General features: G+C 74.1%; 20 protein-coding genes. 15 read left to right on the forward strand and 5 right to left on the reverse strand.

The annotated features are described in order from the left end of the window. Positions 1 to 34: 34 nt before the first annotated feature. Entirely contained in the window at positions 35 to 577 is a 543-nt protein-coding gene (locus tag E1266_RS11310; protein ID WP_132046282.1) for a DinB family protein, read from the reverse strand. 78 nt (positions 578 to 655) lie between these two features. After that, positions 656 to 1,039: a DoxX family protein gene (locus E1266_RS11315; protein ID WP_132046283.1), complete on the reverse strand. Its 384-nt coding sequence runs from the start codon at positions 1,037 to 1,039 to the stop codon at positions 656 to 658. Between the two features lie 142 nt (positions 1,040 to 1,181). On the opposite strand from E1266_RS11315, the gene E1266_RS11320 reads away from it, so the two are divergent. The 3 genes from E1266_RS11320 to E1266_RS11330 all read left to right on the forward strand — a co-directional run bounded on the left by E1266_RS11320 (position 1,182) and on the right by E1266_RS11330 (position 4,707). Beyond that, positions 1,182 to 2,066, forward strand: a complete 885-nt coding sequence (locus tag E1266_RS11320; protein ID WP_207945570.1) for an RNA polymerase sigma-70 factor — start codon at positions 1,182 to 1,184, stop codon at positions 2,064 to 2,066. Between the two features lie 77 nt (positions 2,067 to 2,143). Beyond that, positions 2,144 to 3,316: a CoA transferase gene (locus E1266_RS11325; RefSeq protein ID WP_132046285.1), complete on the forward strand. Its 1,173-nt coding sequence runs from the start codon at positions 2,144 to 2,146 to the stop codon at positions 3,314 to 3,316. Continuing rightward, positions 3,316 to 4,707, forward strand: a complete 1,392-nt coding sequence (locus tag E1266_RS11330; protein ID WP_132046286.1) for an AMP-binding protein — start codon at positions 3,316 to 3,318, stop codon at positions 4,705 to 4,707. The genes E1266_RS11325 and E1266_RS11330 overlap by 1 nt, the downstream gene beginning before the upstream one ends. Here the strand turns inward: E1266_RS11330 and E1266_RS11335 are convergent. After that, positions 4,685 to 5,284 (reverse strand): TetR/AcrR family transcriptional regulator, encoded by a 600-nt coding sequence (locus E1266_RS11335; protein ID WP_132046287.1) that lies wholly within the window; start codon positions 5,282 to 5,284, stop codon positions 4,685 to 4,687. The genes E1266_RS11330 and E1266_RS11335 overlap by 23 nt on opposite strands. A 91-nt stretch (positions 5,285 to 5,375) precedes the next feature. Between E1266_RS11335 and E1266_RS11340 the strand changes: the two genes are divergently transcribed. From E1266_RS11340 to E1266_RS11365, 6 genes are all read left to right on the forward strand, one after another. Further along, positions 5,376 to 6,017 carry an NAD(P)H-binding protein gene (locus tag E1266_RS11340; protein WP_132046288.1) on the forward strand — a complete coding sequence of 214 codons (642 nt, stop codon included), beginning with the start codon at positions 5,376 to 5,378 and terminating at the stop codon, positions 6,015 to 6,017. Between the two features lie 46 nt (positions 6,018 to 6,063). After that, on the forward strand, positions 6,064 to 7,227 hold the full coding sequence (locus E1266_RS11345; RefSeq protein WP_132046289.1) for a pyridoxal phosphate-dependent aminotransferase: 1,164 nt from the start codon (positions 6,064 to 6,066) through the stop codon (positions 7,225 to 7,227). Between the two features lie 104 nt (positions 7,228 to 7,331). After that, on the forward strand, positions 7,332 to 8,324 hold the full coding sequence (locus tag E1266_RS11350; RefSeq protein ID WP_243718366.1) for a carbamate kinase: 993 nt from the start codon (positions 7,332 to 7,334) through the stop codon (positions 8,322 to 8,324). 60 nt (positions 8,325 to 8,384) lie between these two features. After that, the gene (locus E1266_RS11355; RefSeq protein ID WP_132046290.1) at positions 8,385 to 9,500 is read left to right on the forward strand and encodes a ring-opening amidohydrolase; all 1,116 of its coding nucleotides are present in this window, start codon (positions 8,385 to 8,387) and stop codon (positions 9,498 to 9,500) included. 60 nt (positions 9,501 to 9,560) lie between these two features. After that, on the forward strand, positions 9,561 to 10,256 hold the full coding sequence (locus E1266_RS11360; RefSeq protein ID WP_132046291.1) for an SseB family protein: 696 nt from the start codon (positions 9,561 to 9,563) through the stop codon (positions 10,254 to 10,256). Positions 10,257 to 10,328: 72 nt separating this feature from the next. Next, positions 10,329 to 11,078, forward strand: a complete 750-nt coding sequence (locus E1266_RS11365; RefSeq protein ID WP_132046292.1) for a phytanoyl-CoA dioxygenase family protein — start codon at positions 10,329 to 10,331, stop codon at positions 11,076 to 11,078. Here the strand turns inward: E1266_RS11365 and E1266_RS11370 are convergent. Further along, positions 11,075 to 12,082 carry a DUF2332 domain-containing protein gene (locus E1266_RS11370; RefSeq protein ID WP_132046293.1) on the reverse strand — a complete coding sequence of 336 codons (1,008 nt, stop codon included), beginning with the start codon at positions 12,080 to 12,082 and terminating at the stop codon, positions 11,075 to 11,077. The genes E1266_RS11365 and E1266_RS11370 overlap by 4 nt on opposite strands. A 78-nt stretch (positions 12,083 to 12,160) precedes the next feature. Here E1266_RS11370 and aroC point away from each other — a divergent pair, with 78 nt between their 5' ends. The 4 genes from aroC to aroQ all read left to right on the forward strand — a co-directional run bounded on the left by aroC (position 12,161) and on the right by aroQ (position 15,475). Then, positions 12,161 to 13,339, forward strand: coding sequence for a chorismate synthase (gene aroC, locus E1266_RS11375; RefSeq protein WP_132046294.1), 1,179 nt, complete (start codon positions 12,161 to 12,163; stop codon positions 13,337 to 13,339). 30 nt (positions 13,340 to 13,369) lie between these two features. After that, positions 13,370 to 13,879, forward strand: coding sequence for a shikimate kinase (locus E1266_RS11380; RefSeq protein WP_132046295.1), 510 nt, complete (start codon positions 13,370 to 13,372; stop codon positions 13,877 to 13,879). Then, positions 13,876 to 14,949, forward strand: coding sequence for a 3-dehydroquinate synthase (aroB, locus tag E1266_RS11385; RefSeq protein WP_132046296.1), 1,074 nt, complete (start codon positions 13,876 to 13,878; stop codon positions 14,947 to 14,949). Before E1266_RS11380 ends, aroB begins: the two co-directional genes overlap by 4 nt. 82 nt (positions 14,950 to 15,031) lie before the next feature. Beyond that, positions 15,032 to 15,475, forward strand: a complete 444-nt coding sequence (gene aroQ, locus E1266_RS11390) for a type II 3-dehydroquinate dehydratase (RefSeq protein ID WP_132046297.1) — start codon at positions 15,032 to 15,034, stop codon at positions 15,473 to 15,475. Here aroQ and E1266_RS11395 read toward each other — a convergent pair. Next, the gene (locus tag E1266_RS11395) at positions 15,472 to 16,047 is read right to left on the reverse strand and encodes a TetR/AcrR family transcriptional regulator (protein ID WP_132046298.1); all 576 of its coding nucleotides are present in this window, start codon (positions 16,045 to 16,047) and stop codon (positions 15,472 to 15,474) included. The two genes, aroQ and E1266_RS11395, sit on opposite strands and share 4 nt — an antisense overlap. Before the next feature lie 123 nt (positions 16,048 to 16,170). On the opposite strand from E1266_RS11395, the gene E1266_RS11400 reads away from it, so the two are divergent. After that, positions 16,171 to 16,836, forward strand: coding sequence for an enoyl-CoA hydratase-related protein (locus E1266_RS11400; RefSeq protein WP_132046299.1), 666 nt, complete (start codon positions 16,171 to 16,173; stop codon positions 16,834 to 16,836). A gap of 74 nt (positions 16,837 to 16,910) precedes the next feature. After that, positions 16,911 to 17,957 (forward strand): LLM class F420-dependent oxidoreductase, encoded by a 1,047-nt coding sequence (locus E1266_RS11405; RefSeq protein WP_132046300.1) that lies wholly within the window; start codon positions 16,911 to 16,913, stop codon positions 17,955 to 17,957. The last annotated feature ends 33 nt before the right edge of the window (positions 17,958 to 17,990 follow it).

The following is a 17,990-nucleotide window of genomic DNA, read 5'->3' on the forward strand; positions in this document are numbered from 1 at the left end:
GCCCCCAAGGACGGCACCGCCGCGCCGGCTCCGGTCAGCGGCCGGCGGTGATGCCGCGCGCGCCGTGCAGGTTGCGCAGCAGGCCGATCTCGGCGACGTTCTTGGTCAGCTCGATGTTCACCCAGCCCGCCACGTCCCCCATCGTCAGCTCCGCCGCCCACGGCAGCCCGGCGGTCCGGTCGGCGGAGTCGAGGTCGGCGTCGCCCAGCCCGGCCAGGCCGGTCCGCCATTCCTGGTGCAGCTCGCGCAGCCAGCGGGCCGCCGCATCGGCACCGCCCGGCCAGGTGATCTCGGTGCGCTCGGGCGCGCCGCCCTTGAAGCAGTGCCCGAGCGTGGTGGTCCACCAGTAGCCGATGTGCCAGGTCACCCAGCCGATCGTGACGGCCGGGACGGGATCGGGTTCCGGCACCTCCCAGTCGGCGACCCAGCGTCCCTCGGCGTCCGGCCGGACCGTCCAGCAGTACGCCTCGGGCTCCCAGAGGCAGAGCGCGTCGTCGAGGCCGTCGAGGTGGTATTCGAGCAGTGCCCAGGCGATGTCGAGCTGCCGGTTCAGCATGTCCACGCGCGCAACGGTCATGCGGTGATCCTGGCAGCCGCCAAGATCACCGCACCAGCGATTTACCCGGTGCCGAGCCGGGCCGGGCGTGCGCACAGGTCAGCCGGTGAAGGGCTCCACGGCGAAACGGCCGACCGCGACGAAGACCGCCGCGGCGAGGTAGAAGGCGTTCAGCAGCACGAGGCCGAACTGGCCCAGGCGCCCGTGGGTGACCATCGCGCCGATCATGAGCAGGACCCAGCAGACCGCGGTCACCGGCACCATGACCGGCGCGATGTCCAGCGCTCCGGGCAGGACCAGGCCGGCGGCCGCCAGCAGCTCGAGGACCCCGAGCGTCTTCACGAAACCGGCCGGCGCGTGCCGGGTCCATTCGCCGCCGCTGTGCGCGGACAGTTTCTCCTTCGGGAGGAACGTCTTGGTGACGCCGCCGCCCAGGGCGATCACGGCGAGCAGGCCGGCGGCGATCCACAAAGCGATGTTCACGAGGTTCTCCTGGTGGCAAGGTTCGCTGGTAGGACGTCTGGTCACGCAAGAGATGCCGGCGGCCCAACCCCCCGTGACAGGGCCGTCCTGTGATGTGCGCCACCGGCTCCGGATGTCACACGGAGAGCGGGCGTGGAGTCCCATGGGCATGGACTCCGCCACCGACACCTTCGTCACCCATCGCGACCTGCTGTTCACCGTCGCCTACGAGATGCTCGGGTCGGCGGCCGACGCCGAGGACGTGCTGCAGGAGACCTGGCTGCGGTGGGTCGGCGTCGACCTCGCCACGGTCCGGGACCGGCGCGCGTACCTGGTGCGGATCGCCACCCGCCAGGCGCTGACCCGGCTGCGCACGCTCGGCCGCCGCCGGGAGTCCTACATCGGATCGTGGCTGCCCGAGCCGCTGCTGACCACGCCCGACGTGGCGGAGGACGTGGTCCTGACCGAGAGCGTCTCGATGGCGATGCTGCTGGTGCTGGAGTCGCTCAACCCCGTGGAACGCGCCGTGTTCGTGCTGCGCGAGGTGTTCGACGTGCCCTACGACGAGATCGCCGAAGCCGTCGGCAAGAACCCCGCGACGGTCCGCCAGACCGCGCACCGGGCACGCTCGCACGTCGCCGCCCGGCGGCCGCGCGAGGCCGCGTCCCCGGCCGAGACCCGGGCGGCCGTCCAGGCGTTCCAGCGGGCGGTCGAGACCGGGGACCTGCAGGGGCTGCTGGACGTCCTCGCGCCGGACGTCGTCCTCATGAGCGACGGCGGCGGAGTCAGGAAGGCCGTGCCGCGGCCCGTCGCCGGGGCCCGCAAGGTGGCGCGCCTGCTGGCCGTCGGCTGGGACAAGGTGGGCGGCCGGCTGACGGGCGTGCCGCTCCAGCTCAACGGATGGCCCGGCCTCGTCCTGCGGATGAACGGCGAGCTCCACGGCGCCGTGGCCATGCGGGTCGAGGACGGCCTCATCACCGGGCTGTACATCGTCCGCAACCCCGAGAAGCTGTCGCGCATCGAGCGGGAGACCGCGCTGAGCCGGTGAGGCCGCGCCGGGCGGGTCCCGCCCGGCCGGGGGCGGACGGCATACTGCCTGGTGCCGCCCCCCGAAGGAGGACGTCCTTGCCCGGACCGCTCGAAGGCGTCGTGATCGTCGACCTCAGCCGCGTCGTGGCGGGCCCGCAGGCCACGATGACGCTCGCCGACCTCGGCGCCAGAGTGATCAAGGTCGAGCAGCCCGGCGGCGACGAGACCCGCGGCTGGGGCCCGCCGTTCGCGGGCGACGACCGGATCAGCACCTACTACCTGTCGATCAACCGGAACAAGGAGTCGGTCACCCTCGACCTGAAGTCGGACGAGGGCAGCGACACCCTGGCCAGGCTGGTGCGGCACGCCGACGTCCTCGTGGAGAACTTCCGGCCGGGCGTCCTCGACCGGCTCGGCTTCCCGGTAGAGCGGCTGCACGAGCTGAACCCGGGCCTGATCGTCCTGTCGATCAGCGGGTTCGGGCACGACGGGCCGGAGGGCGGGCGCCCCGGCTACGACGCGATCGTGCAGGGCGAGGCCGGCATCATGAGCGTCACCGGCCCGCCGGGCACGCCGAGCAAGGTCGGGCTGTCGATTGCCGACCTCCTCGCCGCGGGCAACGGCGTCGCCGGGGTCCTGGCCGCCCTGTACGAGCGGGCCCGCACCGGGCGCGGCACGGTCGTCCGCACGTCGCTGCTGGCGTCGGTGGTCGGCGCCCACATGTTCCAGGGGACGCGCTGGACCGTCGCCCGCGAGGTCCCCGAGTCGGCCGGCAACGACCACCCGGCGATCGCGCCCTACGGAACGTTCCGCTGCAAGGACGGGCAGCTCCAGATCGGCGTCGCCAACCAGAACATCTGGCGCCGGTTCGCGCCGGTCGTCGGCCTCGACCCCGGCGACCCCCGGTACGCGACGATCCCGGACCGCTCCGCGAACCGCGCCGCGCTGACCGCCGACATCGAGCGGGTCCTCGGCGGCGACACCCGCGACACCTGGCTGGCGCGCCTCGGCGAGGCGGGCGTCCCCGCGGGGGCGATCCGGTCGATCGACGAGGTGTACGAGTGGGAGCAGACCCGCTCGCAGGGCCTCGTCATCGAGGTCGACCACCCGCGGCTCGGGCCGATCGAGCTGCCCGGGCCGCCGCTGCGCTTCGACGGCGCGCCGCCGCGCGAGCACACCGCGCCGCCCCTGCTCGGCGAGCACAACGCGGCGGTGCTGGCCTGGCTGGACGAGATGGACACGCAGGACGAGCGGGAGAGGGGCGAGTGATGGACCTGTTCGGAGAGTCGGGCGGCCCGGTGCGGATCGCCGGGCGGGAACTGGCGCGCGACGAGCTGCTCGGCTGGGCGTCGGCCGTCGCCGCCGAGATCCGCGGCGCGGACGCCGTCGCGGTGCACGCCACCGCGACGGCGGAGACGGTCGCGGCCGTGGTCGGCGGCGTGCTCGCAGGCGTCCCGGTGGTGCCGCTGCCGCCCGACTCCGGGCCCGCCGAACGCGCGCACATCCTCGGCGACTCGGGGGCGAGCCTGCTGCTGGCCGCCGGCGGCGCCGAGCGGGCGGACGGCGATCCGCCGCTGGTCCCCGTCGACGCCCTCCCGCGCAACGGAGGCGAGCGCACCGGGGCGGACGCCGGTGCGACGGCGATGATCCTCTACACGAGCGGGACGACCGGCGCCCCCAAGGGCGTGCTGATCTCGCGGGGGGCGATCGCCGCCGGGCTCGACGCCCTCGCCGCGGCCTGGGCCTGGACGCCCGGCGACGTCCTCGTCCACGGGCTGCCGCTCTTCCACGTGCACGGCCTCGTCCTCGGGGTCCTCGGGGCACTGCGGGTGGGGTCGCCGCTCGTCCACACGGGCCGCCCGAAGCCCGAGGCGTACGCGGCGGCGGCGCAGGACGACGGCGGGAGCCTGTTCTTCGGCGTCCCCACCGTCTGGTCGCGGACCGCGGCCGACCCGGCCGCGGCGCGGGCGCTGCGCGGCGCGCGGCTGCTCGTCTCCGGCAGCGCGCCCCTCCCCGTGCCGGTCTTCGAGCGGCTCGCGGACCTCACCGGGCACCGCCCGGTCGAGCGCTACGGCATGACCGAGACCCTCATCACGGTCAGCGCGCGCGCCGCCGGGGACCGGCGCCCCGGCTACGTCGGCACCCCGCTGCCCGGCGTCGAGACGCGGCTGGCGGCCGAGGACGGCGGCCCGGCCCCGCGCGACGGGGAGACGCCGGGCGAGCTCCACGTCCGGGCGCCGCTGCTGTTCAAGGGCTACCTCAACCGCCCCGAGGCCACCGCGGAGTCGTTCACCGGGGACGGCTGGTTCCGCACCGGCGACATCGCGACCATCGGCCCGGACGGCTGGCACCGGATCGTCGGCCGCGCGTCCACCGACCTCATCAAGAGCGGCGGCTACCGCATCGGCGCGGGCGAGATCGAGAACGCGCTGCTCGCGCACCCCGCCGTCCGGGAGGCCGCGGTCGTCGGCACCCCCCACGACGACCTCGGCGAGCAGGTCACCGCCTACGTCGTCGCGGACGGGGTGGGGGAGAGGCAGCTCATCGACTTCGTCGCCGGCAGTCTGTCGGTGCACAAGCGCCCCCGCGTGGTGCACCTGGTCGACTCCCTGCCGCGCAACGCGATGGGCAAGGTCGTCAAGACCCGCCTGGCGCCTTAGCTCCCGGGGCCAATTCGGCCAGGACGGGCCGGACGAGGTCGCGCGCCGCCGACTCCGGCGGGTCGGAGCCGGCGGGGCCTTCGGCGAAGTAGCGCAGGAACCCCTGCTGGAAGCAGGCGCCCATCAGCAGCGCCGCGACGGCGCCGGTGTCGGCGCCCGCCGCGACGCGGCCGAGCTCGCGTTCGGCGTCCAGGTACCGGGCCAGCGCCAGGACCGGCTCCCGCGGGCCCGCGCCGTACTTGCGCAGCGAGTCCCGCATCGTCTCCATCAGCCGCGGCTGCGCCACCATGGAGACCATCATCGGGAACGCGGCGCGGTAGAAGCGCAGCGCGCCGTGGACGACGGCGACGAGGTTGCCCTCCACGGTCCCCTCGCCGGCGGCGTGCGACGCGGTGAAGGCCGGCATCCGCTCCTTCAGCACGTGCAGCATCAGCTCCTCCTTGTCGCGGAAGTGCTTGTACAGCAGGGCCTCGGAGTAGCCGGCGGCCTTCGCGATCTCCTTGGTGGTGGCGCGGGCCACCCCGTCCCGGCGCATGACGTCCGCCGCGGCGTCCAGAATCCGTTCCCGCGCGCCCAATGAAGCTCCCTTGCGCCGAAGCCCGCCTTGACAGGTGAGTGAACACTGACCAGGGTAGGGGTTAGTAAAAATTCACTAACCGAGGTGGGGCATGAGACTCACGATCTTCGGGGCGACCGGCGGCACCGGCGTCCGGCTCGTCCGGCGCGCGCTCGACGGCGGGGACGAGGTGACCGCCGTCGTCCGCGACCCGGCACGGCTGCCCGGCGGACTGCGGGAGGCGGCCGGCGTCGTCCAGGCCGACGTCGTGGACCCCGCCGCGATCGAGGAGGCGGTGAAGGGGAGCGACGCCGTCATCACCGCCATCGGGACCCGCGAGGGCCGCGCGCCGACGACCGTCTGCGCCGACAGCACGCGCGCCATCGTCGCCGCGATGCGCGCCGCCGGGAGCCGGCGGCTGGTGGCCGTCAGCGCGTCCGGACTGGACGCAGGGCCCGGCGACGACCCGCTGACCCGGTTCGTGGTCAAGCCGCTGATCCTGCAGCGGATCCTGAAGCACGCGTTCGCCGACATGCGCGCCGCGGAGGAGGTCGTCCGCGGCTCCGGGCTCGACTGGACGATCGTCCGCCCGCCGCGGCTCACCGAGGGCGCGGGCGCCGGCCGCTACCGCAAGGCCGTCGACCGCCACATCCTCGGCGGCTTCTCCCTGGCCCGGGAAGACCTCGCCGCGGCCCTGCTCGACCTCGCGGACGACGCGTCCGCCATCGGGCACACGGTCGCCGTCGCCCGCTGACCGGTGGCAGGCGGATGGGCCGGGCCGGCGCGGTTAGTCTGGTCGCGTGGGTGAGCCTCTCGTAGCGCGCATGCAGGGATTCGGCGAGACGATCTTCGCCGAGATGTCGGCTCTCGCCGTGCGGACCGGCGCCATCAACCTCGGTCAGGGCTTCCCCGACCAGGACGGACCGCAGGCCGTGCTCGACAGCGCCGTGGACGCGATCCGGTCGGGGGCGAACCAGTACCCGCCCGGGCCGGGGCTCCCGGAGCTGCGGGAGGCCGTGGCCGCGCAGCGGCTCCACCGATACGGGCTCTCCTACGACCCGGGGACCGAGGTGTTCGTCACCGTCGGCGCCACCGAGGGCATCGCGGCGTCGGTGCTGGCGCTCGCCGGGCCGGGCGACGAGGTCGTCGTGTTCGAGCCGTACTACGACTCCTACGCCGCCGTGATCGCGCTCGCCGGTGCGGTCCGCAGGCCCGTCACGCTGCGCCCGGCGGAGGGCCGGTTCACCTTCGACCCCGACGAGCTGCGCGCCGCGATCGGCCCCCGCACCCGGGCGATCCTGGTGAACTCGCCGCACAACCCGGCCGGGACCGTGTTCACCCGCGCGGAGCTGGAGGCCATCGCGGACGTCTGCCGCGAGCACGACCTGGTGGCGATCACCGACGAGGTCTACGAGTACCTCACGTTCGACGACACCGAGCACATCCCGCTGGCCACGCTCGACGGGATGCGCGACCGGACGGTGTCGGTGTCGTCGGCGGGCAAGTCGTTCTCCGTCACTGGCTGGAAGACCGGCTGGGTGATGGCCTCCGCCCCCTACATCCGGGCCGTCCAGACGGTGAAGCAGTTCCTCACTTACGCGGTCAGCGCCCCCTACCAGCGGGCCGCCGCGTACGCGCTGGCCAACGAGATCCCGTGGGTGGAGGAGCTGCGCAAGTCGCTCCAGGCCAAGCGGGACCGCCTCATCACCGGCCTGGAGGCCGCCGGGTTCACCGCCTTCCGGCCGCAGGGCACCTACTTCGTGCAGGCCGACATCCGGCCGCTGGGGTTCACCGACGGGATCGAGCTGACCCGCGCCCTGCCGGAGAAGGCGGGCGTCGTCGCGATCCCCTCGCAGGTCTTCTACGACCACGCCGAGGCCGGCGCGCACTTCGTCCGCTTCGCGTTCTGCAAGCGGGACGAGGTCATCGACGAGGCCGTCGAACGCCTCGCCCGCCTGCGCTGAAGACAACGGCCCTGAGCGGTTGGGCGGAGATTGCCGAACGGGCGGCGCTCCTTGGGCTGCTTTCGCCCATGAGCGCCGTCCTCCGCGCGGGCTAGCGTTCGGCCGTGGGCTGGAACGGCGGGGACGCGCTCGACGGCGAGCGCGTCGGCGGGGAGCGGATCACGGGTGCGCGCATCATGATCGCGCTCGGCGGCAACGCGATGACCGCGTCGGACGGCAGCGCCACGCCGGACGCCCAGGCGGCGGCGATCGAGCGGGCGATGGCCCCGGTCGCGGACCTGGTCGCGGCCGGCGCGCGGGTCGCCCTCACGCACGGCAACGGGCCGCAGGTCGGCAACCTGCTGATCAAGAACCAGCTGGCGGCGGGCGTGGTGCCGCCCGTCCCGCTGGACTGGTGCGGTGCGCAGACCCAGGCCACCATCGGTGTGATGATCATGAACGCGCTGGAGCGGGCGCTGGCCGCGCGGGGCGTGTCCCGCCCGGTCGCCACGGTCGTGACCCGCACGCTGGTGGACGCGGCCGACCCCGGGTTCGCCGGCCCCGCCAAGCCCGTCGGCCGCTACTTCCCGGAAGAGCAGGCACGGCGCGCCATGGCGCACGGCGAGACGTGGCGGGAGTTCGGGGACCGCGGCTGGCGCCGCGTCGTCGCCTCGCCGGAGCCCCTGGAGATCCTGGACGCCGGCGCCGCGGCGGCGCTGCTGGACGCCGGCCACATCGTCGTCGCGGCCGGCGGCGGCGGCGCGCCCGTCGCGAAGGTGGCCGGGACGCTCCGCGGCGTCGAGGCCGTCGTCGACAAGGACCTGGCGGCCCAGCTGCTCGCCCGGCGGCTGGGCGCGGAGATCCTGGTCATCGCGACCGACGTGGAGCACGCGATGACCGGGTTCGGCACCCCGGAAGCGCGCCCCCTGCGCCGGACGACGGCCGCGGAGCTGGCCCGGCTCGCGGCCGCCGGGCACTTCGCCGGCGGCAGCATGGGCCCGAAGGTGGAGGCGGTGCGGCGGTTCGTCGCCGCGGGCGGCCGGCGCGCCGCGATCGCGTCGCTGGAGCGGCTGGGCGACGCCGCGCACGGCGCCTCCGGGACGGTCGTCGAGGCGTGACCGGGGTAGAGCGCGACCAGGGTGGTGACCGAGTGATCAGAGCAGCTGAGGAGCGATGACGTGCCCGATCCGATCGAAGTACGCAAGATCCCCATCGAGAGCGTGACCGACGCGTCCGGGCTGGCCCGGCTGATCGACGACGGCGTCCTGGAGGCCGACCGGGTCCTCGCGGTCGTCGGCAAGACCGAGGGCAACGGCGGCGTGAACGACTACACCCGCCTGCTGGCCGACCGCGCGTTCCGCGAGGTGCTCATCGAGAAGGGGACCCGCCCGGCGGACGAGGTGGGGCGCGTCCCGCTGGTGTGGTCGGGCGGGACCGACGGAGTCCTCAGCCCGCACGCCACGGTGTTCGCCACCGTCGACCCGGCCGCGGTGCCGAAGACGGACGAGCCGCGCCTCTCGGTCGGCGTCGCGATGAGCGACGTCATCCTGCCCGAGGACATCGGCCGCCCCGCGATGGTCGAGACGGTCGCCGCCGGCGTCCGCGAGGCCATGAAGACCGCCGGCATCGACGACCCCGCCGACGTCCACTACGTGCAGACCAAGACGCCGCTGCTCACCCTCGACACCATCAACGACGCCAAGTCCCGCGGCCGCGACGTCGTCACCGAGGACACCCTCAAGTCGATGGACATCTCCAACTCCACGACCGCGCTCGGCATCGCCGTGGCGCTCGGCGAGATCGAGCCGCCGTCCGCCGGGCAGATCCACAGGGACCTGTCGCTGTACTCGTCGGTGGCGTCGTGCTCGTCCGGCGTGGAGCTCGACCGGGCGCAGATCGTCGTCGTCGGCAACGTGCGCGGCATCGGCGGCCGGTACCGCGCCGGGCACGGTGTGATGAAGGACGCACTCGACGCCGACGGCATCTGGGACGCGATCCGGGCGACCGGCCTCGACCTGCCCGAACGGCCCCGCACGGCCGACCTCGGCGACCGCCTCGTCAACGTCTTCATCAAGTGCGAGGCCGACCCGGGCGGCTCGGTTCGAGGGCGCCGCAACATCATGCTGGACGACTCGGACGTGCACTGGCACCGGCAGATCAAGGCGTGCGTCGGGGGCGTCGCGGCGTCCGTCACGGGCGACCCCGCGGTGTTCGTGTCGGTCGCGGCCGTCCACCAGGGTCCGTCGGGCGGCGGCACCGTCGCGGCGATCGCCGACCTCGGCCGACCGGGTTGAAGCCGTATCGTGTCCGGATAGTCACCCACGGTGTCCGGCGGAGGTTATAGCCTTCCTGGCGTGTCCGGACTGACCATTCCCGAACCACAGTTCCCCGGTGACGACGGAAGCGCCGACCCGCGGCTGTGCGAGGCGCTCGCCGGGTACGCGGCGGGGCGCGTCGGCGTCCACACCGTGCTGCGGCGGCTGCGGAAGGCGCGGCTGCTGGTGCCCATCGTCGCCGTCCTCACCGAAGAGGAGGACGTCGCCCCCGGCGAGCTGCGCCGCGAGAAGTCGAGCGACATGGCGCTGCCCACGCTGATCGGCGACGACGGGCGGCGCGGCGTGCTCGGCTTCACCTGCACCGAGACGATGCAGGCGTGGCGCGCCGACGCCCGTCCCGTCGCCGTCCGCGCCGAGGACGCGTGCCGCGCCACCCTCGACGAGGGCGCCGACGCGCTGGTCGTGGACGTGGCGGGCCCCGTCCCGTTCGCCGTGGACGGCCTGCGCCTGCACCTGCTCGCCGAGGGCCGACCCATCCCGGCTCCCCACGAGGACCCCGACGTCCTCGCCGCCGTGGAGGCCGCGTTCGGCTCCGACCAGTCCGTGACCGGGGTCCGCGTCACCGAGGGCACGTCCGCCGACGTGGCAGTCCGGTTCGCCGTCGTCCCCGGCCACGACGAGCGCCGCACGGTACAGCGCGTCTCCGACCGGCTCGCCGAGGTGCTGCGCGGCCGCATCGTCGGCGGCGTCGAACTGAACGTCGTCCGCCGGTAGGCGGCGCCCGGGGCAAGCGGGGCGCCGATAATTCGCTGGCGGTCCGTCCCGCCCGGCGGCACGCTTGGCGGCATGATCGACGTCGATTCGTTTATCGCCGACGGCTTCGTCCGGGTTGAGGGGGCCTTCTCCCGCGACCTGGCCGCCGACTGCCGCGAGATCCTCTGGCGGGACACCGGCTGCGACCCCGCCGACCGCTCGACGTGGACGCGGCCGGTCGTGCGCCTGGGCGACTACGCGCAGGAGCCGTTCCGGGCCGCCGCCGGCGCACCCCGGCTGCACGCCGCGTTCGACGCGGTCGTCGGCGAGGGCGCCTGGCTGCCGCGCGGCGGCCTCGGCACGTTCCCGGTGCGGTTCCCCAGCGAAGAGGAGCCGGGCGACGACGGCTGGCACATCGACGCCAGCTTCCCCGGCGACGACCCGGCCGACTTCATGTCCTACCGGGTGAACGCGGACTCTAAGGGCCGCGCCCTGCTGATGCTGTTCCTGTTCTCGGACGTGAGCGACGACGACGCGCCCACCCGCATCCGGACCGGCTCCCACCTGGACGTCCCGCCGATCCTCGAACCGGTGGGCGAGACGGGCCTTCCCTTCATGGAGCTGGCGGCCAGGGCCGTCCCCGCCTCGGAGCACCGCCCGGTCGCCCTGGCGACCGGCGAGGCCGGCGACGTCTACCTGTGCCACCCGTTCCTGGTCCACGCCGCCCAGCCGCACCACGGCACGGAACCCCGCTTCATGGCGCAGCCGCCCTTGCTCCCCTCCGGCCCGCTCCCCGCGTCGTCGCCGGTGAGGATCGCGATCGACCGCGGCCTCGGGCGCTAGGCCCAGGTGATCGGCAGGCCGTGCGCCGGACCCTCTCCCAGGACGGTTCGGCCCCCGTCCGGCCACAGGCGCAGCGTCACCACCTGGGCCGGATCGAGCCGGGACGGGTCGCGGGGCTCGAACGACAGGTGCGCGACCGGGGCGTCCCCGGTGGCGGCCGCTCCGGCGCGCTCCAGGAGGCGGCGCAGCCGGGCCGCCTCGTCCTCGGACAGGTAGGCCCACATCGTCGAGTGCCACACCACCGTCGCCACGCCCGGCTTCGGGGCCAGGTCCGCCAGGAAGTCGGCGGCGCCGGCGCGCACGACCGTCGCCGGGACCCGCGCGGCCACCTCGAACGCCGCCCGCAGCCGCGCGACCCGCACCGGCTGGTCGGGCCACACGTACGACAGGAGCAGCCGCTGCGCCTCCGGTGCCGCCGGGTCCAGCGGGTCCGGGTCGCACCCCAGCCGCTCGGCGACCGCGAGCGGCGCGTCCACCGGCGGAAGGCCGCGCCAGGCGTTCTCCAGCACTACCGGCGACTCGGGCCCGTACGCGCCGCCCTCGTGCCGGAGCCGGAAATGGTCGGCGCGCAGGTTCAGGCCCGCGCTCGAACCGAGCTCCAGCAGCCTGACCGGCAGGCCCGTCGCCGCGGCCACCGAGAGCAGCCCTCCGACCAGCGCGGACGACCGCCCGACCTCGTTCGTCTTCGGCGGGACGGCGAGCCCCGCGCGGATCTCCGCCGCGTGCTCCACCAGGACGTCCCGGACCGCCGGCCAGGCGGCGAGGGGGTCCTCGGTCCCGCCCGCGGTCGGGTAGTGCGCCGCGAGGTCCGGTGCCCGGCCCTCCAGGACGAGCCGGTGGACCGTTCCCAGCATCCGCAGGAGTGCCCCGGGCACCGCCCGGCCCCCCAGCACCTCCGCGACCGTCCCGCCGGGGTCGTCCGCCGCACGCGTCAGCAGCTCCGCGTACATCGGCGACCCCAGCTGCGCGCACTCCCGCGCCTGGACGAGCAGTGCCTTCCTCATCGCCCACCTCCGCCGCCGAGCCTCTCAGATGGTGGACGGCGGCACGGGCGGGGGCGCGGAGTCAATAGGATCGGGGGCATGCTGCGCTGGTTGACCGCGGGGGAGTCCCATGGCCCGGCCCTGACCGCGATCGTGGAGGGGCTGCCAGCCGGTGTGCGCGTGACCTCGGGGGAGATCGCCGAGGAACTGCGCCGCCGGCGGCTCGGGCACGGGCGGGGCGCCCGGATGAAGTTCGAGCAGGACCAGGTGACGATCGTCGGGGGCGTCCGGCACGGGGTGACGCTCGGCGGGCCGGTCGCGATCGAGGTCGGCAACACCGAGTGGCCCAAGTGGGAGACGGTCATGTCGGCCGACCCCGTGGACGCCGCCGTCCTCGCGGCCCAGGCGCGGAACGCCCCGCTGTCGCAGCCGCGGCCCGGCCACGCCGACCTCGTCGGCATCCAGAAGTACGGCTTCGACGACGCCCGCCCGGTACTGGAGCGGGCGAGCGCGCGGGAGACGGCCGCACGGGTCGCGCTCGGCACGTTCGCCAAGGCGTTCCTCAAGCAGGCCCTCGGCGTGGACGTGCTGAGCCACGTGATCGCGCTCGGCGAGGTCGAGGCGCCCGACGGCGTCCTGCCCGGCCCCGGCGACCTCGCCGTGGTGGACGCCAGCCCGGTGCGCTGCTTCGACGAGGCGGCCTCGGCGGCGATGGTCGCGCACATCGACGAGACCAAGAAGGCGGGCGACACCCTCGGCGGCGTCGTGGAGGTCCTCGCCTACGGGCTGCCGCCCGGCCTCGGCAGCCACGTCCACTGGGACCGCCGCCTCGACTCGCGGCTCGCCGGGGCCCTGATGGGCATCCAGGCGATCAAGGGCGTGGAGCTCGGCGACGGGTTCACCACCGCGCGTCGCCCGGGTTCGCGGGCGCACGACGAGATCGACGGCACGCCCGAGGGCGTCCGGCGGCGGACGAACCGCGCCGGCGGCGTCGAGGGCGGCATGACGACCGGCGAGGCGCTGCGGGTGCGGGCCGCGATGAAGCCGATCTCGACCGTCCCGCGCCGCCTCGACACCATCGACGTGCGGACCGGTGAGCCCGCCAAGGCCATCAACCAGCGCAGCGACGTCACCGCCGTGCCCGCCGCCGGGGTCGTCGCCGAGGCGATGGCGGCGCTGGTCCTCGCGGACGCGGCGCTGGAGAAGTTCGGCGGCGACTCCGCCGAGGAGACCGCCCGCAACCTGCGGGGATACCTGTCCTCGCTGCCCGTCAAGTGAACTCCGCCAAGTGAACTGGATCCGCTGACCATGCGACCGAAGGCAGTCATCATCGGGCCGCCCGGCTCCGGCAAGACCACGATCGGCGGCGCGCTCGCCGAGCGGCTCGGCGTCCCGCTGCGCGACACCGACACCGACATCGAGCGGGCGGCGGGCAAGCCGATCGGCGAGATCTTCATCGACGACGGCGAGGAGCGGTTCCGCGAGCTGGAGCGCGCGGCCGTCGCGGCGGCGCTCCGCGAGCACGAGGGCGTCGTCGCGCTCGGCGGCGGCGCGGTCCTCGCGGCGGAGACGCAGCAGGCGCTCGCCGGGCAGACCGTCGTCTACCTGCGGGTCGGGCTGTCGGAGGCGATCAAGCGGGTGGGGCTCGCGTCGGCGCGGCCGCTGCTGGTCCTCAACCCGCGCAGCCAGATGCGCAAGCTCCTGGAGGAGCGCCTGCCGATCTACGAGCGGCTCGGCACCGTCTCCGTCGAGACCGACGGCCGCGCGCCCGCCGAGATCGTCGACGAGATCGTCAAGGGCTTGGAGGGCGCGGCGTGACGCAGGCGCGGGTCCATGTCGGCGGGGCCGACCCGTACGACGTCGTCATCGGGACGGGAGTCCTCGGCGAGCTGCCCGGCCTGGTCGGCGAACGCGCCCGCACGGTCGCGGTCGTCCACGCCGAGGGGCTGCCGGAGATCGCCCGCCCCGTGTGCGGCGCGCTGGAGCGGGCCGGATACGCCGTGCACGCGCTGCCCGTCCCGGACGGGGAGGCCGCGAAGGAGGTCGGCGTCCTCGCCGGGCTCTGGTCGTCGTTCGCCGGTTTCGGCATGACCCGCACGGACGTCGTCGTCGGCGTCGGCGGCGGCGCGACCACCGACCTCGCGGGGTTCGCCGCGGCGTCGTGGCTGCGGGGGGTGCGGGTGGTGCTGGTCCCGACGACGCTGCTCGGCATGGTCGACGCGGCGGTCGGCGGCAAGACCGGCATCAACGTCCCCGAGGGCAAGAACCTCGTCGGCGCGTTCCACCCTCCGGCCGGGGTGCTGTGCGACCTGGCCACGCTGCCGACGATGCCGCGCGAGGACTACATCAGCGGCCTCGCGGAGATCATCAAGGCGGGGTTCATCGCCGACCCGAAGATCCTGGAGCTGGTCGAGGACGACCCGGCGGGCGCCGCGTCCCCGGACGGCCCGCACACCCGCGAGCTGGTGGAGCGCGCCGTCCAGGTCAAGGCGGACGTGGTGTCCGCCGACCTGAAGGAGGGCGGCCTGCGGGAGATCCTCAACTACGGCCACACCCTCGCCCACGCCATCGAGAAGGCGGAGGACTACCGGTTCCGGCACGGCCACGCCGTCGCGATCGGCATGGTCTACGCCGCGGAGCTGGCCCGGCTCGCCGGACGCCTCCCGGCGGACGTGGTCCAGCGGCACCGCGACGTGCTGGCCTCCGTCGGCCTCCCGGTCTCCTACGCCGCCGACTGGCCGGGCCTGCGCGCCACCATGAGCATCGACAAGAAGTCGCGGGGCGCCACGCTCCGCTTCGTCGTCCTCGACGGGATCGCCGAGCCGGGCCGCCTGGAGGCCCCCGACGAGACTCTGCTCGCCGCCGCCTACCGGGAGATCGGCCGATGACCGCAGTGGAGCTCCAGCGGAGCGAGGATCGTCGGCCGATCGGCCGGGGGTCCGGGGGGCGTCCCCCGGAAAGGAGCAGCCGATGACCCGCGTGTTCGTGCTGAACGGGCCCAACCTGCGCCGCCTCGGCATCCGCGAGCCCGACAAGTACGGGACGACCACCTTCCACGACCTGGCCGGGCTGTGCCGGGACACCGGCCGCGGCCTGGGCCTGGCCGTCGAGGTCCGGCAGACCGACGACGAGGCGGAGATGATCCGCTGGGTGCACGAGGCCGCCGACGAGCGCGTCCCGGTCGTGCTGAACCCGGCCGCGTTCACCCACTACTCGTACGCGCTGCGGGACGCGCTCGCCCAGCTCACGGCGCCGCTCATCGAGGTGCACATCACCAATCCCGCGGCGCGCGAGGAGTTCCGCCACACCTCCGTCGTCGCGGGCGTCGCGACCGGGACCATCGCGGGCTTCGGCACGATGTCGTACGTCCTGGCGCTCCAGGCCGTCGCGGAGCTGGCCGCCGAGGGGTCCTAGCCCTCCCGGACGGCCTTCCGGGTCATGTCCTTCAGCTCGGTGACGACGTCGTCGAGGGGCGCGACGTCGCGGTGGGCGCGGCACAGGATCGTGGCGCCCTCGACCGCGGCGACGATCAGCCGGGCGAGGCGGGCGGCGCGGTCGTCGGCGACGCCGGCGTTGCCGAGGCCGGTGGCGAGGGTGTCCTGCCAGCGGCCGAACGCCGCCGCGGCGGCCGCGGCGAGCTGCGGGGCCTCGTCGTGGCTCTCCACGGTGACGGCGACGACCGGGCAGCCCGCGCGGAACTCGCTCTTGATCAGGACCTGCCGCCACCAGCCGACGAAGGCGTCCACGGCGGACGCGGGGTCGCCGCCCTCGGTGGCGGCGAGGATGCCGGCGTTGAGGAAGTCCCCGGCGTAGCGGACGGCCTCCTCGGCGAGCTGCGCCTTGCCGCCGGGGAAGTGGTGGTAGATCGACCCGCGCGGTGCGCCGCTGTGCGCGATCACGTCGCGGAAGCCGGTGCCGCTGTAGCCGCGCTCGCGGAAGAGGAAGGCGGCGCTGCGCACCATGCGTTCCCGGCTGTCGGTCCCCATGGCCTGATTATGACATTCATCATAAGGTGTCCGCATTGACCATGACGCATGTCATAGGAACCCTGGCATATGCCGGACGTCATACCGGCCGGCGGGTGTCGAGCAGGGACGAAGGAGAGACTCGTGATCGACCTCCAGCGCGACGGGGACGTGTTCGTCCTGCGCTTCGACGCGGGCGAGAACCGCTTCAGCCCCGACTTCCTCGGCGCGGCCGAGGGCGCGCTCGACACCGTGGCGAAGAACGACGGGCCGGGCGCCCTGGTCACCGTCGGGACCGGCAAGTTCTACTCCAACGGCCTCGACCTCGACTGGCTCGGCGCGAACCAGGACCGGTTCGAGGAGTACCTGGGCCGGGTCCACGGCCTGTACGCGCGCCTGCTGTCGCTGCCGATGCCCACGGTCGCGGCGCTGAACGGGCACGCGTTCGCGGGCGGCGGGATGCTCGCCCTCGCCCACGACTTCGCCGTCATGCGGACGGACCGGGGCTACTTCTGCCTGCCCGAGGTCGATCTCGGCATGACGTTCACGCCCGGGATGAGCGCGCTGATCCAGGCGCGCCTGCCGAAGCGCACCGCGCACGAGGCGATGATCACCGGCCGCCGGTACACGGCGGAGCAGGCGGTGGCGGCCGGGATCGTCCAGCGCACGGCCGCGGAGGCGGAGGTCCTGCCCGCCGCGGTCGAGTGGGCGGCCTCCCTGGCGGGCAAGAACGGCGGGACCGTGGGGAAGATCCGCACGGACCTGTACGGGCCGGCGCTGGCCGCGCTGACCGGCCCGGCCTTCGGCTGACCCTCGCCCCCGGGCGGGCCGCCGGAGTAGGTTACGTTCGACTGAATCACATTCGGTTACGGGAAGGGACGTCGATGCGCATCGGGATGGCGCTGAGCTACTCCGGCGGTTTCAAGGAGACCGTCGAGGAGCTCTCCGACTACGAGAAGGCCGGCCTCGACATCGTCTATGTCGCGGAGGCGTACAGCTTCGACGCGGTGAGCCAGATGGGCTACATCGCCGCGAAGACCCAGCGGCTGGAGATCGCCTCCGGCATCCTCAACATCTACTCCCGGACGCCGACCGCGATCGCGCAGACCGCCGCGGGCCTCGACTACGTCTCGGACGGGCGGTTCACGCTCGGCATCGGCGCGTCCGGCCCGCAGGTCATCGAGGGCTTCCACGGCGTGCCCTACACCGCGCCGCTCGGCCGCACGCGCGAGATCATCGAGATCTGCCGCAAGGTGTGGCGGCGCGAGCGGGTGCAGCACGACGGCAAGCACTACCAGCTGCCGCTCCCGGAGGGGCAGGGCACCGGCCTCGGCAAGGCCCTCAAGATCATCAACCACCCGGTGCGGGCCGACATCCCCGTCATGGTCGCCGCGATCGGGCCCAAGAACGTCGAGCTGACCGCCGAGATCGCCAACGGCTGGGAGCCGATCTTCTACATGCCGGAGAAGGCGCAGGAGGTCTGGGGCGAGTCCCTGGCCGCCGGGAAGGCCAAGCGCGACCCGGCCCTCGGCGAGCTGGACGTCGTCGGGCAGTCCCCGCTCGCCATCGGCGACGACGTGCAGGGCTACCTGGAGTTCGGCCGCCCGATGGCCGCCCTCTACATCGGCGGCATGGGCGCCAAGGGCAAGAACTTCTACAACAACCTCGCCCGCCGGTACGGCTTCGAGAAGGAGGCCGAGGAGATCCAGGACCTGTACCTGGACGGCAAGAAGGACGAGGCCGCCGCCAAGGTCCCGCAGGAGCTGCTGGAGAAGATGTCGCTGATCGGCTCCGAGGGCCACGTCCGCGAGCGGCTCGCCGCGATGAAGGAGTCCGGCGTCACCACGCTGAACGTCTCCCCGATCGCGGGCGACCACAAGGGCCGCCTCGCCCTCGTCGAGAAGGTCAAGGAGATGGCCGCCGACCTGTAGGCGGACCCCCCTCGTCGCCGGGGTCCGGCCGCC

It is taken from the genome of Actinomadura sp. 7K534 (assembly GCF_004348575.1).
GTDB lineage: Bacteria > Actinomycetota > Actinomycetes > Streptosporangiales > Streptosporangiaceae > Spirillospora > Spirillospora livida.